13 protein-coding genes and 1 pseudogene are annotated in these 17,098 nt (G+C 50.0%); 9 read left to right on the forward strand and 5 right to left on the reverse strand.

Translation table 11 applies throughout. From position 1 onward, the window contains the following. The first annotated feature begins 40 nt into the window (after positions 1–40). Positions 41–916, forward strand: a complete 876-nt coding sequence (gene sdaAA, locus GCU39_RS26945; RefSeq protein WP_152396288.1) for an L-serine ammonia-lyase, iron-sulfur-dependent, subunit alpha — start codon at positions 41–43, stop codon at positions 914–916. Positions 917–1,095: 179 nt separating this feature from the next. On the opposite strand, the pseudogene GCU39_RS32565 reads toward sdaAA, so the two are convergent. Both GCU39_RS32565 and GCU39_RS26955 read right to left on the reverse strand, forming a co-directional pair. Further along, positions 1,096–1,224 (reverse strand): annotated as a pseudogene (locus tag GCU39_RS32565) (hypothetical protein); the annotation flags it as partial. A 419-nt stretch (positions 1,225–1,643) separates the two neighbouring features. Continuing rightward, a complete protein-coding gene (locus tag GCU39_RS26955) occupies positions 1,644–3,401 on the reverse strand; it encodes a DEAD/DEAH box helicase (RefSeq protein WP_152396289.1) in 1,758 nt (585 codons plus the stop codon). Between the two features lie 274 nt (positions 3,402–3,675). Between GCU39_RS26955 and GCU39_RS26960 the strand changes: the two genes are divergently transcribed. The 6 genes from GCU39_RS26960 to GCU39_RS26985 all read left to right on the forward strand — a co-directional run bounded on the left by GCU39_RS26960 (position 3,676) and on the right by GCU39_RS26985 (position 12,330). Then, the gene (locus GCU39_RS26960) at positions 3,676–5,022 is read left to right on the forward strand and encodes a sodium-dependent transporter (protein ID WP_152396290.1); all 1,347 of its coding nucleotides are present in this window, start codon (positions 3,676–3,678) and stop codon (positions 5,020–5,022) included. A gap of 43 nt (positions 5,023–5,065) precedes the next feature. Continuing rightward, complete coding sequence (locus tag GCU39_RS26965; protein ID WP_152396291.1) at positions 5,066–6,421, forward strand: sodium-dependent transporter; 1,356 nt, start codon at positions 5,066–5,068, stop codon at positions 6,419–6,421. A 219-nt stretch (positions 6,422–6,640) separates the two neighbouring features. Next, positions 6,641–9,022 (forward strand): hypothetical protein, encoded by a 2,382-nt coding sequence (locus GCU39_RS26970; RefSeq protein WP_152396292.1) that lies wholly within the window; start codon positions 6,641–6,643, stop codon positions 9,020–9,022. 142 nt (positions 9,023–9,164) lie between these two features. Beyond that, positions 9,165–10,100, forward strand: a complete 936-nt coding sequence (locus GCU39_RS26975) for a copper amine oxidase N-terminal domain-containing protein (protein WP_193726648.1) — start codon at positions 9,165–9,167, stop codon at positions 10,098–10,100. Between the two features lie 194 nt (positions 10,101–10,294). Further along, positions 10,295–11,680: a sensor histidine kinase gene (locus GCU39_RS26980; RefSeq protein ID WP_152396294.1), complete on the forward strand. Its 1,386-nt coding sequence runs from the start codon at positions 10,295–10,297 to the stop codon at positions 11,678–11,680. Next, on the forward strand, positions 11,677–12,330 hold the full coding sequence (locus tag GCU39_RS26985; RefSeq protein WP_152396295.1) for a response regulator transcription factor: 654 nt from the start codon (positions 11,677–11,679) through the stop codon (positions 12,328–12,330). Before GCU39_RS26980 ends, GCU39_RS26985 begins: the two co-directional genes overlap by 4 nt. Before the next feature lie 278 nt (positions 12,331–12,608). Here the strand turns inward: GCU39_RS26985 and GCU39_RS26990 are convergent, their stop codons facing one another. Next, complete coding sequence (locus GCU39_RS26990; RefSeq protein WP_152396296.1) at positions 12,609–13,016, reverse strand: hypothetical protein; 408 nt, start codon at positions 13,014–13,016, stop codon at positions 12,609–12,611. 225 nt (positions 13,017–13,241) lie between these two features. On the opposite strand from GCU39_RS26990, the gene GCU39_RS26995 reads away from it, so the two are divergent. Further along, positions 13,242–14,849: a DUF2339 domain-containing protein gene (locus GCU39_RS26995; RefSeq protein ID WP_152396297.1), complete on the forward strand. Its 1,608-nt coding sequence runs from the start codon at positions 13,242–13,244 to the stop codon at positions 14,847–14,849. 78 nt (positions 14,850–14,927) lie between these two features. Here the strand turns inward: GCU39_RS26995 and GCU39_RS31670 are convergent, their stop codons facing one another. Continuing rightward, positions 14,928–15,074, reverse strand: coding sequence for a hypothetical protein (locus GCU39_RS31670; RefSeq protein WP_018754671.1), 147 nt, complete (start codon positions 15,072–15,074; stop codon positions 14,928–14,930). Positions 15,075–15,230: 156 nt separating this feature from the next. Here GCU39_RS31670 and ychF point away from each other — a divergent pair, with 156 nt between their 5' ends. After that, positions 15,231–16,331, forward strand: coding sequence for a redox-regulated ATPase YchF (ychF, locus tag GCU39_RS27000; protein WP_152396298.1), 1,101 nt, complete (start codon positions 15,231–15,233; stop codon positions 16,329–16,331). A 45-nt stretch (positions 16,332–16,376) separates the two neighbouring features. Here ychF and GCU39_RS27005 read toward each other — a convergent pair whose 3' ends face one another. Then, positions 16,377–16,931 carry a hypothetical protein gene (locus tag GCU39_RS27005; RefSeq protein ID WP_152396299.1) on the reverse strand — a complete coding sequence of 185 codons (555 nt, stop codon included), beginning with the start codon at positions 16,929–16,931 and terminating at the stop codon, positions 16,377–16,379. Positions 16,932–17,098 lie beyond the last annotated feature (167 nt).

A 17,098-nucleotide genomic window follows, 5' to 3' on the forward strand; every position in this document is an offset into this window, starting at 1 on the left:
TCATGCAATGCAACATTCGAATGAGGGGAGTCGAAGTGACATGTTCCGAAATGTAGCAGAACTCGTAGAAAAAGCAGAAAGTCAGGGCATTTCGATTGCAGAAGTAATGATTCGGCAGGAGATGGAATTTGGGGAGCTCAGCCGTGAAGCTGTCGTCGCTCGAATGGAGCGGAACTTGGACGTGATGGAACAGGCGGTGGATAAAGGGCTCGCAGGCGTACATTCCTTGTCGGGATTGACGGGCGGAGATGCGGTCCTGATGCAGCAGTATATAGCTAAAGGCAATACATTGTCCGGGCCGTTCATTCTCGATGCGGTGTCGAAGGCTGTTGCGACGAATGAAGTGAATGCTGCGATGGGGATGATCTGCGCGACGCCAACGGCAGGGTCGGCAGGGGTCGTACCTGGGACACTGTTCGCGGTTCGGGAGACACTTAAGCCGACACGAGAGCAAATGGTGAATTTCCTGTTCACTGCCGGGGCGTTCGGGTTCGTCATTGCGAACAATGCGTCCGTATCTGGTGCGGCAGGCGGTTGTCAGGCGGAAGTTGGTTCTGCGACAGGAATGGCTGCGGCAGCGCTCGTCGAATTGGCAGGTGGTACGCCGGAGCAGTCGGCTCACGGGATGGCGATTGCACTGAAGAATCTGCTCGGTCTCGTCTGTGATCCCGTAGCAGGACTCGTGGAAGTCCCTTGTGTGAAGCGGAATGCGATGGGAGCGGCGGTCGCCATGGTCGCAGCAGATATGTCGCTCGCAGGTATTAAGAGCCGAATTCCGGCGGATGAAGTCATCGAAGCGATGTACCGCATCGGACAAGGTATGCCGAGCGCGCTGCGCGAGACGGCTCGCGGCGGATTGGCCGCGACACCGACAGGTAAGAAGCTGGCCGAGCAGATTTTTGGAGAGAAACAGTAAACGGGGGTCCGCTCATGCGGCCGAGACCGGATGGCAGGGCAAGATGAGGATAAAGCACGCGCCTTCTCCATATCGGCTCTGCACTTCGATCTGGTCATGATGCAGCTCGACGAGCTTGGACACGATGGATAGGCCAACCCGCTGCCGCCATACTGACGAGATCTGGATTTCTCGACGCGGTACAAGCGGTCGAATAGATAGGGCAGATCGGCTTCCGGAATGCCGATGCCCGTATCTTGAACATTGCTTCGGACCGGGCTAAATGGAATCCGTAATGGAACCTTAACCGACCACCAGGCCGATGGCACATAGAATCACAAGAAACTGGCGAATGCTATGAAGGAAGGCTACGATCGTATGTGACTGATCCAAGCGTCGGGAATATGCCGGAATAAGGAGCGCATGTGAAAAAACACCCTCTAGCATCATACTTCCGCGAATGAGCGGGTAGGATGCGGAGGGTATTTTTTTTGTTGTGGTGAGTCAAGATGGAGCATGTATCGGCGTTTATGTTGGATTCTATCCAGGATAAGACGCTGAATGGAGGTTATTGCACCTCTATATTGTATTTGTGCAGGATAGAAGACATATATCGCTTCATTCTCCGCTTATATGGCCGAAGTTCGTGCAAAAATACAGGATAACACGCTGTCGGCGAGCTATCTGCCATAATTTAATGTAAATTATCCATGATAGAGGGCTAACTATCCTGTGCTAGGCGATGTGCTTATCTACGCCCACGTCCGCCGCTGCTGCCACGGCCACCGCGGCCAGTCTCTTGGCGCCCGCGGCTGTTATCGCGCCCGCCACGGCCAGCTGGCTGCGCTCCGCGGTTGCTGCTGCGTTCGCCGCGACCCGCGCTTTGCGCTGCGCGCCCGAAGTCGCGTTCGCCGCGACCCGCGCTTTGCGTCGCGCGCCCGAAGTCGCGTTCGCCGCGACCCGCGCTTTGCGCTGCGCGCCCGAAGTCGCGTTCGCCGCGACCCGCGCTTTGCGCTGCGCGCCCGAAGTCGCGCTCCCCGCGACCCGCGCCTTGCGCTGCGCGCCCGAAGTCGCGTTCGCCGCGACCCGCGCCTTGCGCTGCGCGCCCGAAGTCGCGCTCCCCGCGACCCGCGCTTTGCGCTGCGCGCCCGAAGTCACGCTCCCCGCGACCCACGCTTTGCGCCGCGCGCCCGGAGTCGCGTTCGCCGCGACCAGCGCCCGCCGCTGCGCGCCCGCCGCTGCGCTCCTCGCGCTGCGTCCCGCGGCCTGCGTTGCCGCGTCCAGCGCCACGGCGCTCACCGCCGCCGCGACCCGCCTTCGGCGCGTCCGAGCGGCTCTGGCGGCCCGCCTTCGCTTGGGACGCCTTCGCATCGCCCGTGCGCTCAAGCCCTGAGGCGCCAAGCTGGCGCTTCGGCAGCGTCATGCGAATGCCGCGCTCGATGGCTTCGAGCGCCCCGCGATCATGCGATGTCACGAACGTAATCGCTGTTCCGGTATTGCCGGCGCGGCCCGTCCGTCCAATCCGATGGATGTAGAGCTCTGCATCCGCAGGAATGTCATAGTTGAAGACATGTGTGACGCCTTCTACATCCAGTCCACGCGCCGCCATATCAGTCGCGACGAGAATTTGCAGCCTCGCCTCGCGGAATTTCTTCATGACTTGCTCACGCTTCGCTTGCGTAAGATCGCCATGCAGCTCGTCTGATGCATAGCCTTGCTCCTGCAGCTCTTGATTCAGCTTGCTTGCACGGCGCTTGGTCCGGCAGAACACGACCGCGAGATACGGACGCTGCTGATCAATGAGGGTGCACAGGTCGTTGAACTTCGAGCGGTCTGTGACCTGCATGGCGATTTGAGTAATCTCCTCGACCGTCACTTGCTTCGCTTCAACCTTCACGTGGTGCGGCTGCTTCATATACGCTTGCGCCAATTGACGCACTTGCAGCGGCATTGTTGCCGAGAAGAGGAGCGTCTGACGGCGTGTCGGCGTCTGGACAATAATATCCTGTACTTCCGTCAAGAAGCCCATGTGCAGCATTTGGTCGGCTTCGTCGAGCACGAGCATTTTCAGCTTGCCGAGCGTAATCGATCCGCGGCGCAAATGGTCGAGCAGTCGGCCAGGGGTCGCTACGACGATATGAACCGCGCCTTCTAGCTTCCGCAGCTGGCGTTCAACATCTTGTCCGCCGTAAGCCGCGAGCACGCGTGCACCCACGACGGGGGCCAGCTTCTTGAGTTCGGTCGTGATCTGAATGGCAAGCTCGCGTGTTGGGGTCAAGATCAGACCTTGCACGCCATCGTTGTTCACATTGATCCGCTCGAGCATCGGCAGTACGAATGCGAGCGTCTTTCCCGTTCCTGTCTGTGCTTCGGCGATCACATCGTGTTCATTGTGTATAAAAGGAATGGACTCTTCTTGAATCGGAGTCGGGGATGTAATCCCGAGCTCCTGCAGTTTCAAGGCGAGTTCCGTTCGGATGCCTAATTTGCTAAATGGTTTTGTCATGAGATCTTTTATCTCCCTTATCATAAATTCCTGTTGCTATTGTAACATGCGTGGCGTCTTAAGCAAGCCGCATCCGGGTGTCCGTCTGTTCAATAACGCGTTACAGCATATGTTCGTTACTGCGGTTGGGTGGAATTGGCATGGATTGTATGCAATTATCTATTGACTATTCTCATTGAATCGGGGCATACTGTGAAAACATTCTCATAGAAAAAATATGGGAAGAGCACGTGCCATTTCACAACGTAGATCATACACAGGTAAGGGGTTATTTATGTCAAAGAAGTCACAGCAGCGCAGCAACTCGGATCAATTCTCATCATTTGGCTTCATTATGGCTGCAATTGGCAGCGCCGTCGGTATCGGGAACATGTGGAAGTTTCCTTATCTCACCGGAAGCAACGGAGGAGGAGCCTTCCTATTTGTATTTATCATTTGCTTAGTTTTGGTCGGTATTCCGATCCTGCTCGCAGAATTGTCTCTTGGTCGTGCAGGCCGCGGCGATGCGATGTCATGCTTTCAAGTCTTAGCGGTCAAACAACGTAAACTATGGGCTAGCTTTGGCCTGTTATCCATTATCGCCGCATTTATGATTTACTCGTTCTATATTGTTGTTACGGGCTGGACGTTTAACTATGCGGTAGAATCCTTCTCTGGGGCGTTATATCAGAAGCCGGATTTTGCTGCATATTTTAATGAATTTTCAGGAGGGGGCTGGCCTCTCTTCTATATGATCGTGACAGTTGTGATTGCAGCTGGGGTGCTCATGAAAGGCGTATCTAAGGGCATTGAGCTGTTCAATAAAATATTGATTCCCGTACTAGGGGTATTGCTGGTCGTCCTTATGGTGGTTTCACTAACCTTGCCAGGCGCGAAGCAAGGCGTCGAGTTTTTCCTTAAACCGGACTTCTCGGAGCTATCCATTCAATCAACACTCGTCGCACTTGGACAGGCATTCTTCTCACTATCGCTCGGGATGGGGGCAATGGTCACGTACGGCGCTTATGTGGAGAAGGAGCAATCGTTAGGTAGAGCTACTCTGGCTGTAAGTGTCGGGAATATTATCTATGCGGTAATCGCAGGACTAATTATTTTCCCGATGACTTTCTCGTACGGGCTTGAGCCAGCAGCAGGTCCAGGGCTCATCTTCGTAGCACTGCCAGCAGCTTTTGCTAATATGCCATTTGGTCATGTACTTGGTGGTTTTTTCTTCTTGCTGATCGCATTCGCGGCGTTGACATCTTGCGTATCTGTACTGGAGGTTATTATTGCGTTCGTCATCAAGCATCTTCGTTGGACACGTCGGCGTGCAGTTACCGTACTATCCTGCTTAGCAGCGGTTATTGCGGTTCCGATTTCCCTATCCGTAGGAGGACCAATTGCGGAATGGAAGCTATTCGGGTTCAATCTGTTTGATTTGTTCGATTATATTGCATCGAATATTTTCCTTCCGATTGCTGGATTAGGGGTTACGTTATTCGTAGGTTACATGAGTAAGACAGCTGCGAAGGAAGCGGATCTGCATCCGGGCATGAACAAGGTGTGGCTCACGTTGCTGCGCTATGTGGTTCCTGTCTTCGTAATCCTTATTTTCCTGTATTCCACAGGGCTTATTGCGTAATACCTCATGACAACTCGCGCAGACAGGAGAAATTGCATTTATTATGGCGAATAACAGAACAGAACTTGAGACGAATCAAGTAACAGATCAATTCAGTAATACCGGCTTCATCCTAGCTGCGATCGGCAGCTCCGTCGGCCTCGGGAATATGTGGATGTTTCCTTATATCACCGGACAGAACGGAGGCGGGGCGTTCGTTCTCCTCTTCTTCCTATGTCTACTTATCGTAGGGATGCCCGTCCTTCTGGCTGAACTCGCGATTGGCCGAGGCGGACGCGGCGATGCGGCATCTTCCTTCCGAAACCTGACTACACGCAGAATGTGGCATAATAGCGGTATTTTTCTGGTTATCGGCGCATTTATGTTATTTACGTTCTATAGTGTCGTTGCGGGCTGGACGCTGCAGTACACGCTGCAATCCTTCGTTGGCGACCTCTATTCGAATCCGAACTATGCGGAGACTTTCGTACAATATACAAGCGGCTGGATGCCGGTATTTTGGCAGCTTATTATTTTCGTGATTACAGGTTGGATCGTTGCTAGAGGGATTTCCGGCGGCATTGAGAAATTCAACAAAATTGTACTCCCTGCACTTCTAATCATTCTTATCGTTCTTATGGTCCGTGCGTTATTCTTGTCTGGGGCGGGCGAAGGGATTTCCTTCTTCCTGAAGCCGGACTTCTCGCAGCTGACGGTCGATTCACTATTGCAAGCGCTGGGGCAAGCATTTTTCTCGCTCTCGCTAGGGGTAGGGGCCATGATGACTTACGGCGCATATGTGGAGAAAAATCAATCGCTTAGCCAGGCTACCTTGGCAATAACGGGAGGCAGTGTCGTCTATGCGCTCATCGCGGGGCTTATTATTTTCCCGACCACGTTCTCCTACGGGATTGCACCGACTTCGGGGCCGGGGCTAGTCTTTATCGCTCTGCCGGCGGCTTTTGCATCGATGCCATTTGGGCATATGTTCGGTGCCTTCTTCTTCGTTCTGCTCGCGATTGCGGCGCTGACTTCAGCCATCGGCATGGTTGAGGTTCCCGTCGCCTATTGTATGAATCGCTGGCATTGGAGCCGGAAGAAAGCGACGACGCTCGTCATGATTGTGTGTTATGCTTTTGCTCTGCCATGTGTGCTCTCCGCAGGTGGTGTGCTTAGCACATTCTTATTAGGCGGCAAGACGATCTTTGATTGGATGAATTACATCACGTCGAACATTATGCTCCCGCTCGGCGGATTGATGATAACGATTTTTGTCGGTTACGTATGGACGAAGTCGGTGGAAGAAGCAGGACTCAGCTCGGGCTGGTTCAGAGCATGGATTTTCACGATGCGTTATATCGCGCCGGTACTTATTATATTGATCTTATTATCATCGATCGGCTTATTGAAACTAGGCTAGTGATCGAGACAGCGTCTACCGCTCTTAATGGGCAGGTAGGCGCTTTTTTAATATGAAAAAAGTCGGGTGAAATAAATACGGCTTGCGGTGGGGAAAAATTTTTTGTGTATTTTCATGCAACATTTTGTGGAACCCTCCCGTTTAGGAGTATGTAAGCAAGGCAACAAGTAAGAGAAATATGGAATCTATTATACATACCCACATTAGGAGGATGACAACATGAACAAATTTTACAAAGCACTCGCAACGGCAACGATTCTAGCACTCGCAGCGGTACCTGTAGTTAGCGCGAATTCGGCGGAAAATCATCCGTACTTGGCCATCTGCCCTCCGGGTCCAGTTGATCAACAGGCACAATCCAAAGAAGTATCCATCCTGCATGCGAAGAACGACAATAAAGATAAAAATCAAAACGATAATAAAAATCATGACAATAAAAAAGAAGATAAAGACAACAAAGGCCATAACGAGCAGCGCCAAGTCCTCGGCACTGTAGGTCAGATCACGAACTTTACCAACAATGGTAGCGGCAAATACATTACGGTTGTTGGAAGAGGTGTAACGCCGCAAGACCGCAGCGATATGATTCTCGCGATTACGAAAGATACGAAAGTGATTAATTCCAAGGGGAAAAAGGTTAGCATCGATTCGATCGTCAAGGGTGGAAAAGCGGTAAAAGTATTCTATGGTCCAGTCATGACGAAGAGCTTGCCGCCACAAGGAACGGCGCTTACGGTCATCGAGCAAGACCAGGCGATGAACGGCGTATTGGGCAAAGTAACGGAAGCCAAAAATAATAAACTTACTGTGACAGGCAAGAACATTTATAGCGGTAAAGAAGAGACGATTGTGCTTCAGCTTACAGGCCACACGCCAATCGTGGATCAAAATGGCAAGAAAATCGACCGTAAAGCTCTAGAGAAAGGCATGAGCATTGAAGCGTTCTACGGCCCGCATATGACGAAGAACGTGCCTGCGCAAGCGCACGCGACTTATATTATCGTGAACAAGGAACAACAACAAGTGCAAGAGCTTGGCACAAGCGGTGTGATCACCGAAAAGAATGACAATCAAATCACAGTCGTCGGTACACCTGCTGCACAAGGCGGACAGAAAGAAATTAAATTGAATGTGAATGAGAATACAGTCATCGTGAATGAAAAAGGCGAGAAGCTGGCGAAGGATGCGCTAAAAGCGAACCAAAACGTGGACGTATTCTATGGGCCTGCGATGACATTCAGCTTGCCTCCAATGGGGAATGCAACGAAAATCGTTGTGAAAGCACAAGAATCGGTTAAAGTCGAGGGTACAATCGAGAAATCCGATTTTGCTAAGGATAAGCAAATCTATCTGAATGTAAACTCGGATGATAACAAAAACAATGATATTGTCTTGAACATCACTGGAGATACGAAGATCGTGAACGTTCGTGGGGACAAAGTGGAATTGAAACCAGGTATGAAAATTGTTGCTTTCCATTCTCCAATCATGACGATGTCGATTCCTGGAATCACAAGTGCACATATGATCGTTATTGAAGAAGAGCAACAACAAGAGCAATTGCCAGGAACAGATGGCATTGTGACGGATGTGAACGGTGATCGTGTGACGGTCGTTGGTAAAGCGCTCAAGCAAGGTGGTCAACAACAAATTATTCTAACCGTTGATCAAGATACCGTGATCGTGAATGAAAAAGGCGAAATGCTGAGTAAAGATGCGATTAAATCGAATGTGAGTGTAGAGGCAATGTACGGTCCAATGATGACGGCAAGCTTCCCAGCAATGTCGCATGCGAAAAAAGTTGTTGTGAAAAGCCAGGAGACTGTAAAAATCGAAGGTACAATCATGAAAGATCGTACGAATGATAAGCAGGTCTATGTGAACGTAAAATCGGATAACGAAACAACGAACGATGTGATCTTGAACATCACGAAAGATACAAAAGTCGTGAATATCAACGGCGGCGAAGCAAAATTGACGCCAGGCACTAAAATCGTGGCCTACCACTCGCCAATCATGACGATGTCGCTGCCAGGCATCACGAATGCGGAGTTGATTATCGTTAAGGATGCACAACAAGAGACATTGCCAGGCACGGACGGCATCGTAACGGATGTGAACGGCGATCGTGTGACAGTTGTCGGCAATCCGCTTGAGCAAGGCGGCCAACAACAAATCATTCTTACGGTCGATAAAGATACCGTCATTGTGAATGAAAAAGGCGAAACGCTTAGCAAGGATGCAATCAAACCGAATGTAAGTGTTGAAGCAACGTATGGCCCGATCATGACGATGAGCTTCCCAGCGATGTCGCATGCGAACAAAATTGTTGTAAAAGGCCATGAGACTGTAAAAATCGAAGGGACGATCATGAAAGATCGTACGAACGATAAGCAGCTTTACGTAAATGTGAAATCGGATAATGAAACGTCGAATGACGTGATCCTGAACATCACGAAAGATACGAAAATCGTAAACATCCATGGCGGCGAAGCAAAACTGACGCCAGGAACGAAAATCGTCGCTTATCATTCGCCGATCATGACGAAATCTCTTCCAGGCATCACGAATGCAGAATTGATCGTCGTTGTCTCTGAATAATACGAAATGAATTGAAACAGCCGCCCTCAGGAATGGGGCGGCTGTTTTAATTATGCGAATCGCAACGAACTGGGAATAAGTTGCAACTTTCGTGCGAGCGTCTCAGTCTATGGATCTAGAAGACGGAGAAGGAGAAGATGAGATGAAGAAGAAAGGCAAGTGGATGACATCGATTCTAAGTATGGCTCTGGTTGGTGCAATGATCATTCCGATCGACAGCGTACAGGCTTTTGAGACTTCACCGAATGAGACCAAAATTTTCGTGAATGCGAACTATGTGAAGGCATGGCGATATGAGAAGGATCGTGTCTTGGTCCCATTGATCGCGTTGAATACGCCGCCGGGCAAAGGGAATGAAATCGTGCCCGTGTGGGATAGCGCTGCGAAGCGTGTCACCGTCTATACAAGCGATAAGAAACGAATCGTGAAGCTCCAAGCGGATCAGCTTGAGGCGGATGTGAACGGGGATAAGGTGAAGCTGGATGTGCCTGTGCGCATCATTGACGGGCGGACATTCGTGCCGCTTCGATTCGTAAGCGAAGCGCTGGGCGGCGAGGTGAGGTGGGATCCTGAGTCGCATGCGACTTATGTGCGTACGCCTGTGCGCGTGAAGCGGGATGGGGCGATGCGCACGGGAGCGCTAGCTGAAGCGCGTAAGGAAGTGCTTAACCTGCCTTGGTATTATCCGTACCGGGATCTGCATCCACAATCGAAAGACGGAGCCTTTAAGGTGATGACTTTCCCGGAAGGTGAAGCCCTTCGATATTGGGTGAGGGATCATGATCTGGAGACCTATGTGGAAGTGAATGAGGGCGGCGTTGCGGTGGTGAAATGGCAAGGGCGATTCGACGCGAAGCAAGGAAAATATGTGGAGGAGCAAGGCACGCATCCCGATCGGCCGAATGCGCTGATCGTGTTTAACCGCTCCTATGCAGTTGGAGGCGATGCGACCTATGGAAGAGCAGATGCCAAGGGGACCTTCACGGCGGAAGGGGAATTTGCGCTTGGACCAGCATCCAGCCAGGATGCTGACGCCATTGTAGCTATATCGAATGAAGTACGTATTCCCGGTAAATAACAACCTATCCGTGAAATCAAAGCCCCCTCTCTTCTCTGGAAGAGGGGGCTTTGTCAATCAGATACATCGGCGAACCACACGACGCTCGAACTTTTGATTTGATGGATCACGACGCGACAGATCGTGCAGGGAATGTTTAGGGTTTATGTTATAATGATGAAAAATGTACGGTTGATGAGGACGGGGATTTTCATTTGATTTTTGTATTCATTGTATTGTGGATTGCCGCTTTATTATTACTTCTATCCGGCTGGCGCAATCGCTCGGCTCGCTGGCTGAGCAGTGTCGCATTCTGCGGTGGATCAGGTGCCTTGGCATCCGTACTGCAAGAAGTGATTCGGCCAGTCGTCTCCGTGCTAGGGGGAACAGCAACGACGGATGAAAGTCTTTATACGGCGATGACAATCTTCTCGTTAATTAGCTATTACGGATTGCCTTATTGCTATGTAAGGTTCGCTGGAACATACCATGGACTGCCGCAAATCCCGCCGACATGGCGATGGCTTCACTGGCTGTTGCTCTTGCCTGTCCTAGGTATGTCCCTCTTGTATCCCTATTATCCGCCGAATTACGATGTGCTTGTCTATTGGGCGGTACCGTATATCATCATCGGGACGCTGCTTATTGTGGGTAAACGAGGCATTCTGCCATGGGAACAGCGCTCCCATCAGGTGACGATGATTGCAGTCGTCCCTGCCGTCTTATTCGCGATGGTGATGAACTATGTGATGCCGGCGCTTGGCATCTATGAGATGTGGCGGTATAACGTCTGGACGATTACGCTTGCCTTTCTCATTTTCGTGACCGCATTATTCAAATCGGGCTTCCTCGGGGTCCAGCTCTATATTGAACGCCGTCAGATGGACAGGACCCTCCGCGCGATTACTTCCGGGACGGCGATTCTGAATCATGCGATTAAGAATGATATTGGCAAAATCCAATTATATTGCGATAAGCTCAAGTCTACGTCTGATGAAGGGGCTGAAGGGGCTCTTGGTGAGCAAATTCAAGACGTGAAGGTGATCGAGCGCGCTGCGACGCATATCCAAGAGATGGTGAATCGTGTGCAGCATAATACGCAGGATTTAGTTCTTCGACCGGAGCCGGTACTACTCGAGACTTTGATCTCGGAGAATATTGAGATGTTGCGTCCGAAGCTGGTGCAATCGGGGATTGAAGTTCGTACGTCTTGGGACGAGGATCACATGATGATGGAGCTTGTCGTGGATCGAGCTCAAGTTCATGAGGCACTACATAATATTATGATGAATGCAATTGAAGCGATGCCGCGAGGGGGCAGACTGATGTTTCAACGGAATGAGACCAAACGGATGTGGATCGTAGCCATTGAAGATACAGGAATCGGCATTCCGAAGGATCAACTCGCGAAGGTGATGACCCCGTTCTTTACAACGAAGGCGAGCAGCTCGAACAACTTTGGTCTGGGGTTGGCGTACTGCTATCAAGTGATGAAGAAGCATGGCGGGACGATGCGAATTGAGAGCCCTCCTTCGAGCGGCACAACGGTCTATTTACATTTTGCCAAAAATAAACGTGCAAGTCGGGAGGCTGGATCATGACAACGATTCGAGTGTTCCTCGTGGAGGATGACGAGGATTGGAGAAGGGGGTTGTCTGCTTATCTTACGAAAGAATCGGACATAGAGGTCATTGGTGCGGCCGCTAACGCGACAGAAGCAAGTACGCTTGCGCCAGCCCTGAACCCGGATGTCATCCTCATGGATATTATGCTGGTCGATTCGATGGAGGGGATCGCATTAACTGCTGAGATCAGTGCGTTGTGCCGAGCGCGAATTATTATGCTCTCGTCGCTGACGGAGAAGCAGGTGATCTTCGAAGCGTTCAAAGCCGGGGCGGTCAATTATTTGGTAAAGTCAGACTTTGGGGCGTTGCCGGGGGCAATTCGGGAGGCTTATCGTGAGCGTTCGCCGATTGATGCGCGGGTTGCCGAGCAAATCCGAGAGGAGTTCCGCCGCTTGAAGCAGCTGGAACAAGAATACGAGGCGAAGAAGCTGAAGGATCTGATCACGCCGGCTGAAATTCAAGTCTTGTCGATGATTGATCAAGGCTATACACAGACTCAGATTGCCGATAAATTCGTGATCTCCATTCGAACGGTCAAGAATCACGTAAGCCATATTCTGAAGAAGCTGCCAGGCAATAGCAGCAAGGAAGCGGCTAAGAAGGCGAAGGACATGGGCTTGTTCTAGGGAAAAGGAGTACCTGCTTGATTGAAGAGCAGGTACTCTTTTGCATGACGAGAAAGTTGTTCAAGTGAATAGGATGCATCGGGGAAGGTATCTCTTTCCAGTCGATTCTTGTCCGCCCTTTGCTATGATTTGAATAGTCGGTGGCAAAGGGCTCCCAAAGATCGAACGCAGGCTCTTCCAAGAGACACCCTCCTCCTTAGTGATATTCACTTGAACAACTGTATTTGAGTCATGCCCGTACCTGCGCTGACATCAGTGCAGGTACGGGTGGTGGTTAATTAACGGGATTTACGAGTGCGAGTACGGCTGCTTGCAGTACGGCTTGCAGTTCTGTTTTTGCGAACGCCTTTTGTACGAGCGCGCATGCCGCAGTTTACGTCGGATTCAGTGACGTGGCAGAAATGCTGAGGAATCGGAATCGTGTGATGTTGATTGATGACATTGACCGGATGGACGATTGGCTGTGTTGCTGGGTGATACGAATTTTTCACAACCGTTTGAGTTGGAGCTACGATAGCTGGTAATGTCGATGGCATTTGCATTGGTTGCATTGCATATGGGCTGACATTCGAAGGACCCATGTTGGAAGGACCCACGTTGGAAGGACCGATGTTAGCAGGACTCACATTCGATGGACTTACGTTAGAAGGGCTGACATTCGAAGGACTATATCCCATTGGTTTCATATTGCTTCCACAATGACGTTTCATTTTTTAAATTCATCTCCTTTAGCCGAATTACTATACAATACGCCATGCACCTTCGCCCTGCTTGTTCATTTGCCTTGGTACAATTGTTTATTTTTCGGGAGAAAGGTACTACGTGAAGATGGTACTATTCGTTATCGGAATCCTAGCTACAATGGAATTATGACCAGGTCATAAAGTTCTAGGATGAGGAGAGGGTAACGAATGATTCATCGTATAGATCGGAACTGGCCGACATTGCTCGGCGCAATTTTCATATTCATTGCTTTGATCACATTGCTCAAGTATTCCGTTGATCTAGATTACATTTCGGATTCGATTAAGATTGGCACGGGTATTCTGCTCGGGTGCGGTCTGGTCGTGGTAGGATTACGTGGGGCCTTGCGGTCGAGCACCGTCGTCAGCGAGGTCTTTACGGGACTCGGGGTCGCCTTGCTCTACATGACCTGCGCTTTCGCGGGCGTCTACTACAATATGTGGGACTCGATGGTTGTCTTGCTGTCGATGCTCGCCATTACCGTAGGGACTTGTATCTATGCGGTGCGGTTCAACTCCAGATTATTGATGTCGATTGGGCTCATTGGTGCGATTCTATCGCCCATTGTGATGCAGCCGGAGACGGATCAAGTATTCTCGCTGTTCCTGTATCTGCTCGTCATTAATACGGCATTTTGGTATATCAGCGTCATGAAGAAGTGGTTCGAGCTGCGCCTAATCAGTTTTATTGGCACGTGGCTGCTCTACACGGTGTATTTTATCTTGTTCCACCCGCATGTCGATCTGTTCTGGAGCAGACCATTCCTATATGCGCTGGCTGCGTACAGCTTCTATATCCTCGCAATGTTCCTTGCATCGTATAAGCAAGAGATGAAATTCGACGGCTTGCATGTCTACCTTGGGATTGCGAATGCGGTAATCTTCGGGTTGTGGTCGCTCGGACTGTTAACGCCATTTGTCTCTTTTGCTGTACCGTTGTTCTTTATGGGGATGTTATACATCATTGCAGCGGTTATCGTGCAACGGCTCGTGAAGAAGTGGAGTCTTCCAGTCATGACGAAATTGTTCGGCGGACTCCTGCTTGTCATTATTGCTACAACGCAGTTCGGCAAAGGGTGGGATTATAAGCCGCTGATCAGCGTCTATCTCTGGGTCTTCATTGCTGCAGCCGTCCTCATTACAGCGAAATGGTGCGCGGTAGAGGGGCTTAAATATATCAGCGTAATTATCTGGGCTTCCATTGGACTCTATTGGTATGTTGTGACGTGGAGTACGCCGCGTGGGGAATGGTTCGGAATGTTCATTCCATTCCTGAACTGGGGGGCGGTCGCATGGATCGTACTCGCCGCCTTGGGCTTCTACATGTCGCTTCATTTGGATGTGAAGGGAATGGGCCCATATGGAAGAATGATGATATCAACGGTGTTATCCTTAGCAAGCCATCTCATTGTTGGGGGGTTATTAACCGTCCAAGTGCAGAGCTTGTTCAGCGTCTATGATATCCGCGGTGTGGGGTTGACTTTATCAATCTCATGGGCGCTCTACTCGTTGTTACTGTTTCTGTGGGGTATGTTCAGCAATCAATGGTTCTACCGGATCTTCGGTACGGCCGTGCTCTTATTGGTTGCAGCCAAGACGATGATTATCGATCTGGCGGAGCAAGCGACGATCTACAAAGTGGTGGTGTTCCTTGTTCTTGGGGGAATCTGTTTCTTCATCTCCTACATCAATTCGAGATGGAACCCTCCGCCTAAGAAAACCGATCCTGTTCAACAAAAGCCGCAACCGGAGCAAATCGAGTGGGATGATTTATAATGTGAATCAGCTAAACATACAAAGTGCCAGGTCACCTATGACGCTGGCACTTTTGTATTAGGGAAGGAGACGAGTGGTTTAATCCGTTTTCTTCTTTTTACCGGTGTTAAAAGGTGTGACGGATTTGGCTCCTTCGATCGTATCGTTCACGAAGGCCATATCTTGATTTTTCGCTTTCATGTTCGTGGTACCGGTATAATTGCCCTTGTGTGTTTTATTTTCCATTGCGTGCTTCACCCCGGTTATGAGATAGTTAAGGCGATACAGTTAAAGTCTAGCCAATGACTAGGCTTTTTATGTGTTTGTGGTTATAATGAGAAGGATTTTTTGGACGAATATGTTATAATGAATAGATGAACCTTGAAGGAGTTGCGAATAGACATGGCATTGAAAGCAGGAATCGTTGGTTTACCGAACGTTGGTAAATCGACTTTGTTTAATGCAATTACACAAGCAGGTGCGGAATCAGCGAACTATCCGTTCTGTACGATTGATCCGAACGTGGGTGTCGTTGAAGTACCGGATGAGCGCCTAGATAAATTGACAGAGTTGGTTACACCGAACAAGACGGTACCTACAGCATTTGAATTTATCGATATTGCTGGTATTGTGCGCGGTGCGAGCAAAGGGGAAGGACTTGGGAACAAGTTCCTTGCACATATTCGTGAAGTCGACGCGATTGTACATGTGGTGCGCTGCTTCGTAGATGAGAACATTACGCATGTCGACGGCAAAGTTGACCCGATCAGCGATATCCAGACGATCAACTTGGAGCTTGTGCTTGCGGATCTCGAGAGCGTTGAGAAGCGTATAGAGCGTTCGAAGAAGAATATGAAGGGCGGCAACAAGCAGTATGCAGCTGAAGTCGAAGTGCTGGAGAAAGTAAAAGAAGCACTGTATGCAGACATGCCTGCCCGCAGCGTGGAATTAACGGATGATGAGAAATTAGTAATTCGTGACTTGCACTTGCTTACAATGAAGCCTGTGCTCTATGCGGCAAATGTCAGTGAAGATGGAGTCGCAAGTGCAGATGACAATGAATATGTTATTAAAGTAAAAGAATTCGCTGCTGCCGAGAATGCAGAAGTCGTGCCGATCAGCGCCAAAGTTGAAGCAGAGATTGCGGAGCTAGAAGGCGAAGATAAAGCGATGTTCCTCGAAGAATTAGGTCTTGAGGAGTCTGGTTTGAATCGTCTTATCAAAGCAGCTTACCGTCTGCTAGGACTCTACACGTACTTCACAGCAGGCGTACAGGAAGTTCGTGCTTGGACGATTCGTAAAGGGATGAAAGCACCGCAAGCGGCAGGCGTCATCCACAGCGACTTCGAGCGTGGATTCATTCGCGCAGAGGTTGTGTCGTATGATGATCTCGTTGCAGCAGGCTCGATGAACGTAGCCAAGGAGCGCGGTCAGCTTCGTCTAGAAGGTAAAGAATATGTCGTTAAAGACGGCGATGTCATGCATTTCCGTTTCAACGTATAGATGATGAATTAAGGCTGGGGGCAGATGTCCTCAGCCTCCTCAATATTATGGGACGAAGTAGCTTCTTAAGATGAGGTAGTCTATCGAGAGGGATTGGAACTTCTGTCCTTCGGGGCTACTCGGATCATAAGGATTAGACTGCGGCAGGATCCCCAGCCAGACATTGGACTCGTTACTCTTCAGCACCGTCCCAGGGAAGGGGCCTTCTTCGGCACGCAGCTTCTGGTATGCTTTGCGGGAAAGACGTGTAACGGTCAATAAAGGTACTTCTTCATGGACGAACTTACCGCCTGGTGTAAAGATGAACACCGTCTCCCACTCCGCTGTTGGAATCGCTTTTCCTCTACGCTCGAGCGCTATGTAGTTATTTTTCCATTTGGCAGGCAAATTAAATTTGAACTGGCCTTGTTCGCTATAGAACACGTTGCCGGTATACTTAATCGGCTTTGGGGGTTGGTCGTACATGAGGTGGTCCTGTTCACTCGGTTTTTCGGTTCCTTTGGTCTCTTCCTTCACAGTTCCAGGTTGACAGCATGTTAGAAGAATCAAGATGGTTAGGGCGAGTGCAATACGGAGCGGACCGCTCTTCGATGGTTTCATTGAACGTATGCCCTCCTTTTATATCTGGTGAATATCATATCACGTAGTATGGCAATTTGCCCCTTGAATTTATGCCGGCTTGGATAATTGACGAATTTTGCAAGAGATGACTAGGTTTTTCGATGGTTTCTGGTTATAATGGTTAAGGACTTTGGGTCCGAATTGTA

Source organism: Paenibacillus guangzhouensis, assembly GCF_009363075.1.
In the GTDB taxonomy this organism is placed as follows: Bacteria; Bacillota; Bacilli; order Paenibacillales; family Paenibacillaceae; genus Paenibacillus_K; species Paenibacillus_K guangzhouensis.

What these genes read in the sequence shown, in the direction of transcription:
- GCU39_RS26965 (WP_152396291.1), top strand. Translation starts at nt 5,066, where the DNA reads ATGGCGAATAACAGAACAGAACTTGAGACGAATCAAGTAACAGATCAA.
- GCU39_RS26995 (WP_152396297.1), top strand. Translation starts at nt 13,242, where the DNA reads ATGATTCATCGTATAGATCGGAACTGGCCGACATTGCTCGGCGCAATT.
- GCU39_RS26985 (WP_152396295.1), top strand. Translation starts at nt 11,677, where the DNA reads ATGACAACGATTCGAGTGTTCCTCGTGGAGGATGACGAGGATTGGAGA.
- GCU39_RS26975 (WP_193726648.1), top strand. Translation starts at nt 9,165, where the DNA reads ATGAAGAAGAAAGGCAAGTGGATGACATCGATTCTAAGTATGGCTCTG.
- GCU39_RS27005 (WP_152396299.1), bottom strand. Translation starts at nt 16,931, where the DNA reads ATGAAACCATCGAAGAGCGGTCCGCTCCGTATTGCACTCGCCCTAACC.
- sdaAA (WP_152396288.1), top strand. Translation starts at nt 41, where the DNA reads ATGTTCCGAAATGTAGCAGAACTCGTAGAAAAAGCAGAAAGTCAGGGC.
- ychF (WP_152396298.1), top strand. Translation starts at nt 15,231, where the DNA reads ATGGCATTGAAAGCAGGAATCGTTGGTTTACCGAACGTTGGTAAATCG.
- GCU39_RS26960 (WP_152396290.1), top strand. Translation starts at nt 3,676, where the DNA reads ATGTCAAAGAAGTCACAGCAGCGCAGCAACTCGGATCAATTCTCATCA.
- GCU39_RS26970 (WP_152396292.1), top strand. Translation starts at nt 6,641, where the DNA reads ATGAACAAATTTTACAAAGCACTCGCAACGGCAACGATTCTAGCACTC.
- GCU39_RS31670 (WP_018754671.1), bottom strand. Translation starts at nt 15,074, where the DNA reads ATGGAAAATAAAACACACAAGGGCAATTATACCGGTACCACGAACATG.
- GCU39_RS26955 (WP_152396289.1), bottom strand. Translation starts at nt 3,401, where the DNA reads ATGACAAAACCATTTAGCAAATTAGGCATCCGAACGGAACTCGCCTTG.
- GCU39_RS26990 (WP_152396296.1), bottom strand. Translation starts at nt 13,016, where the DNA reads ATGAAACCAATGGGATATAGTCCTTCGAATGTCAGCCCTTCTAACGTA.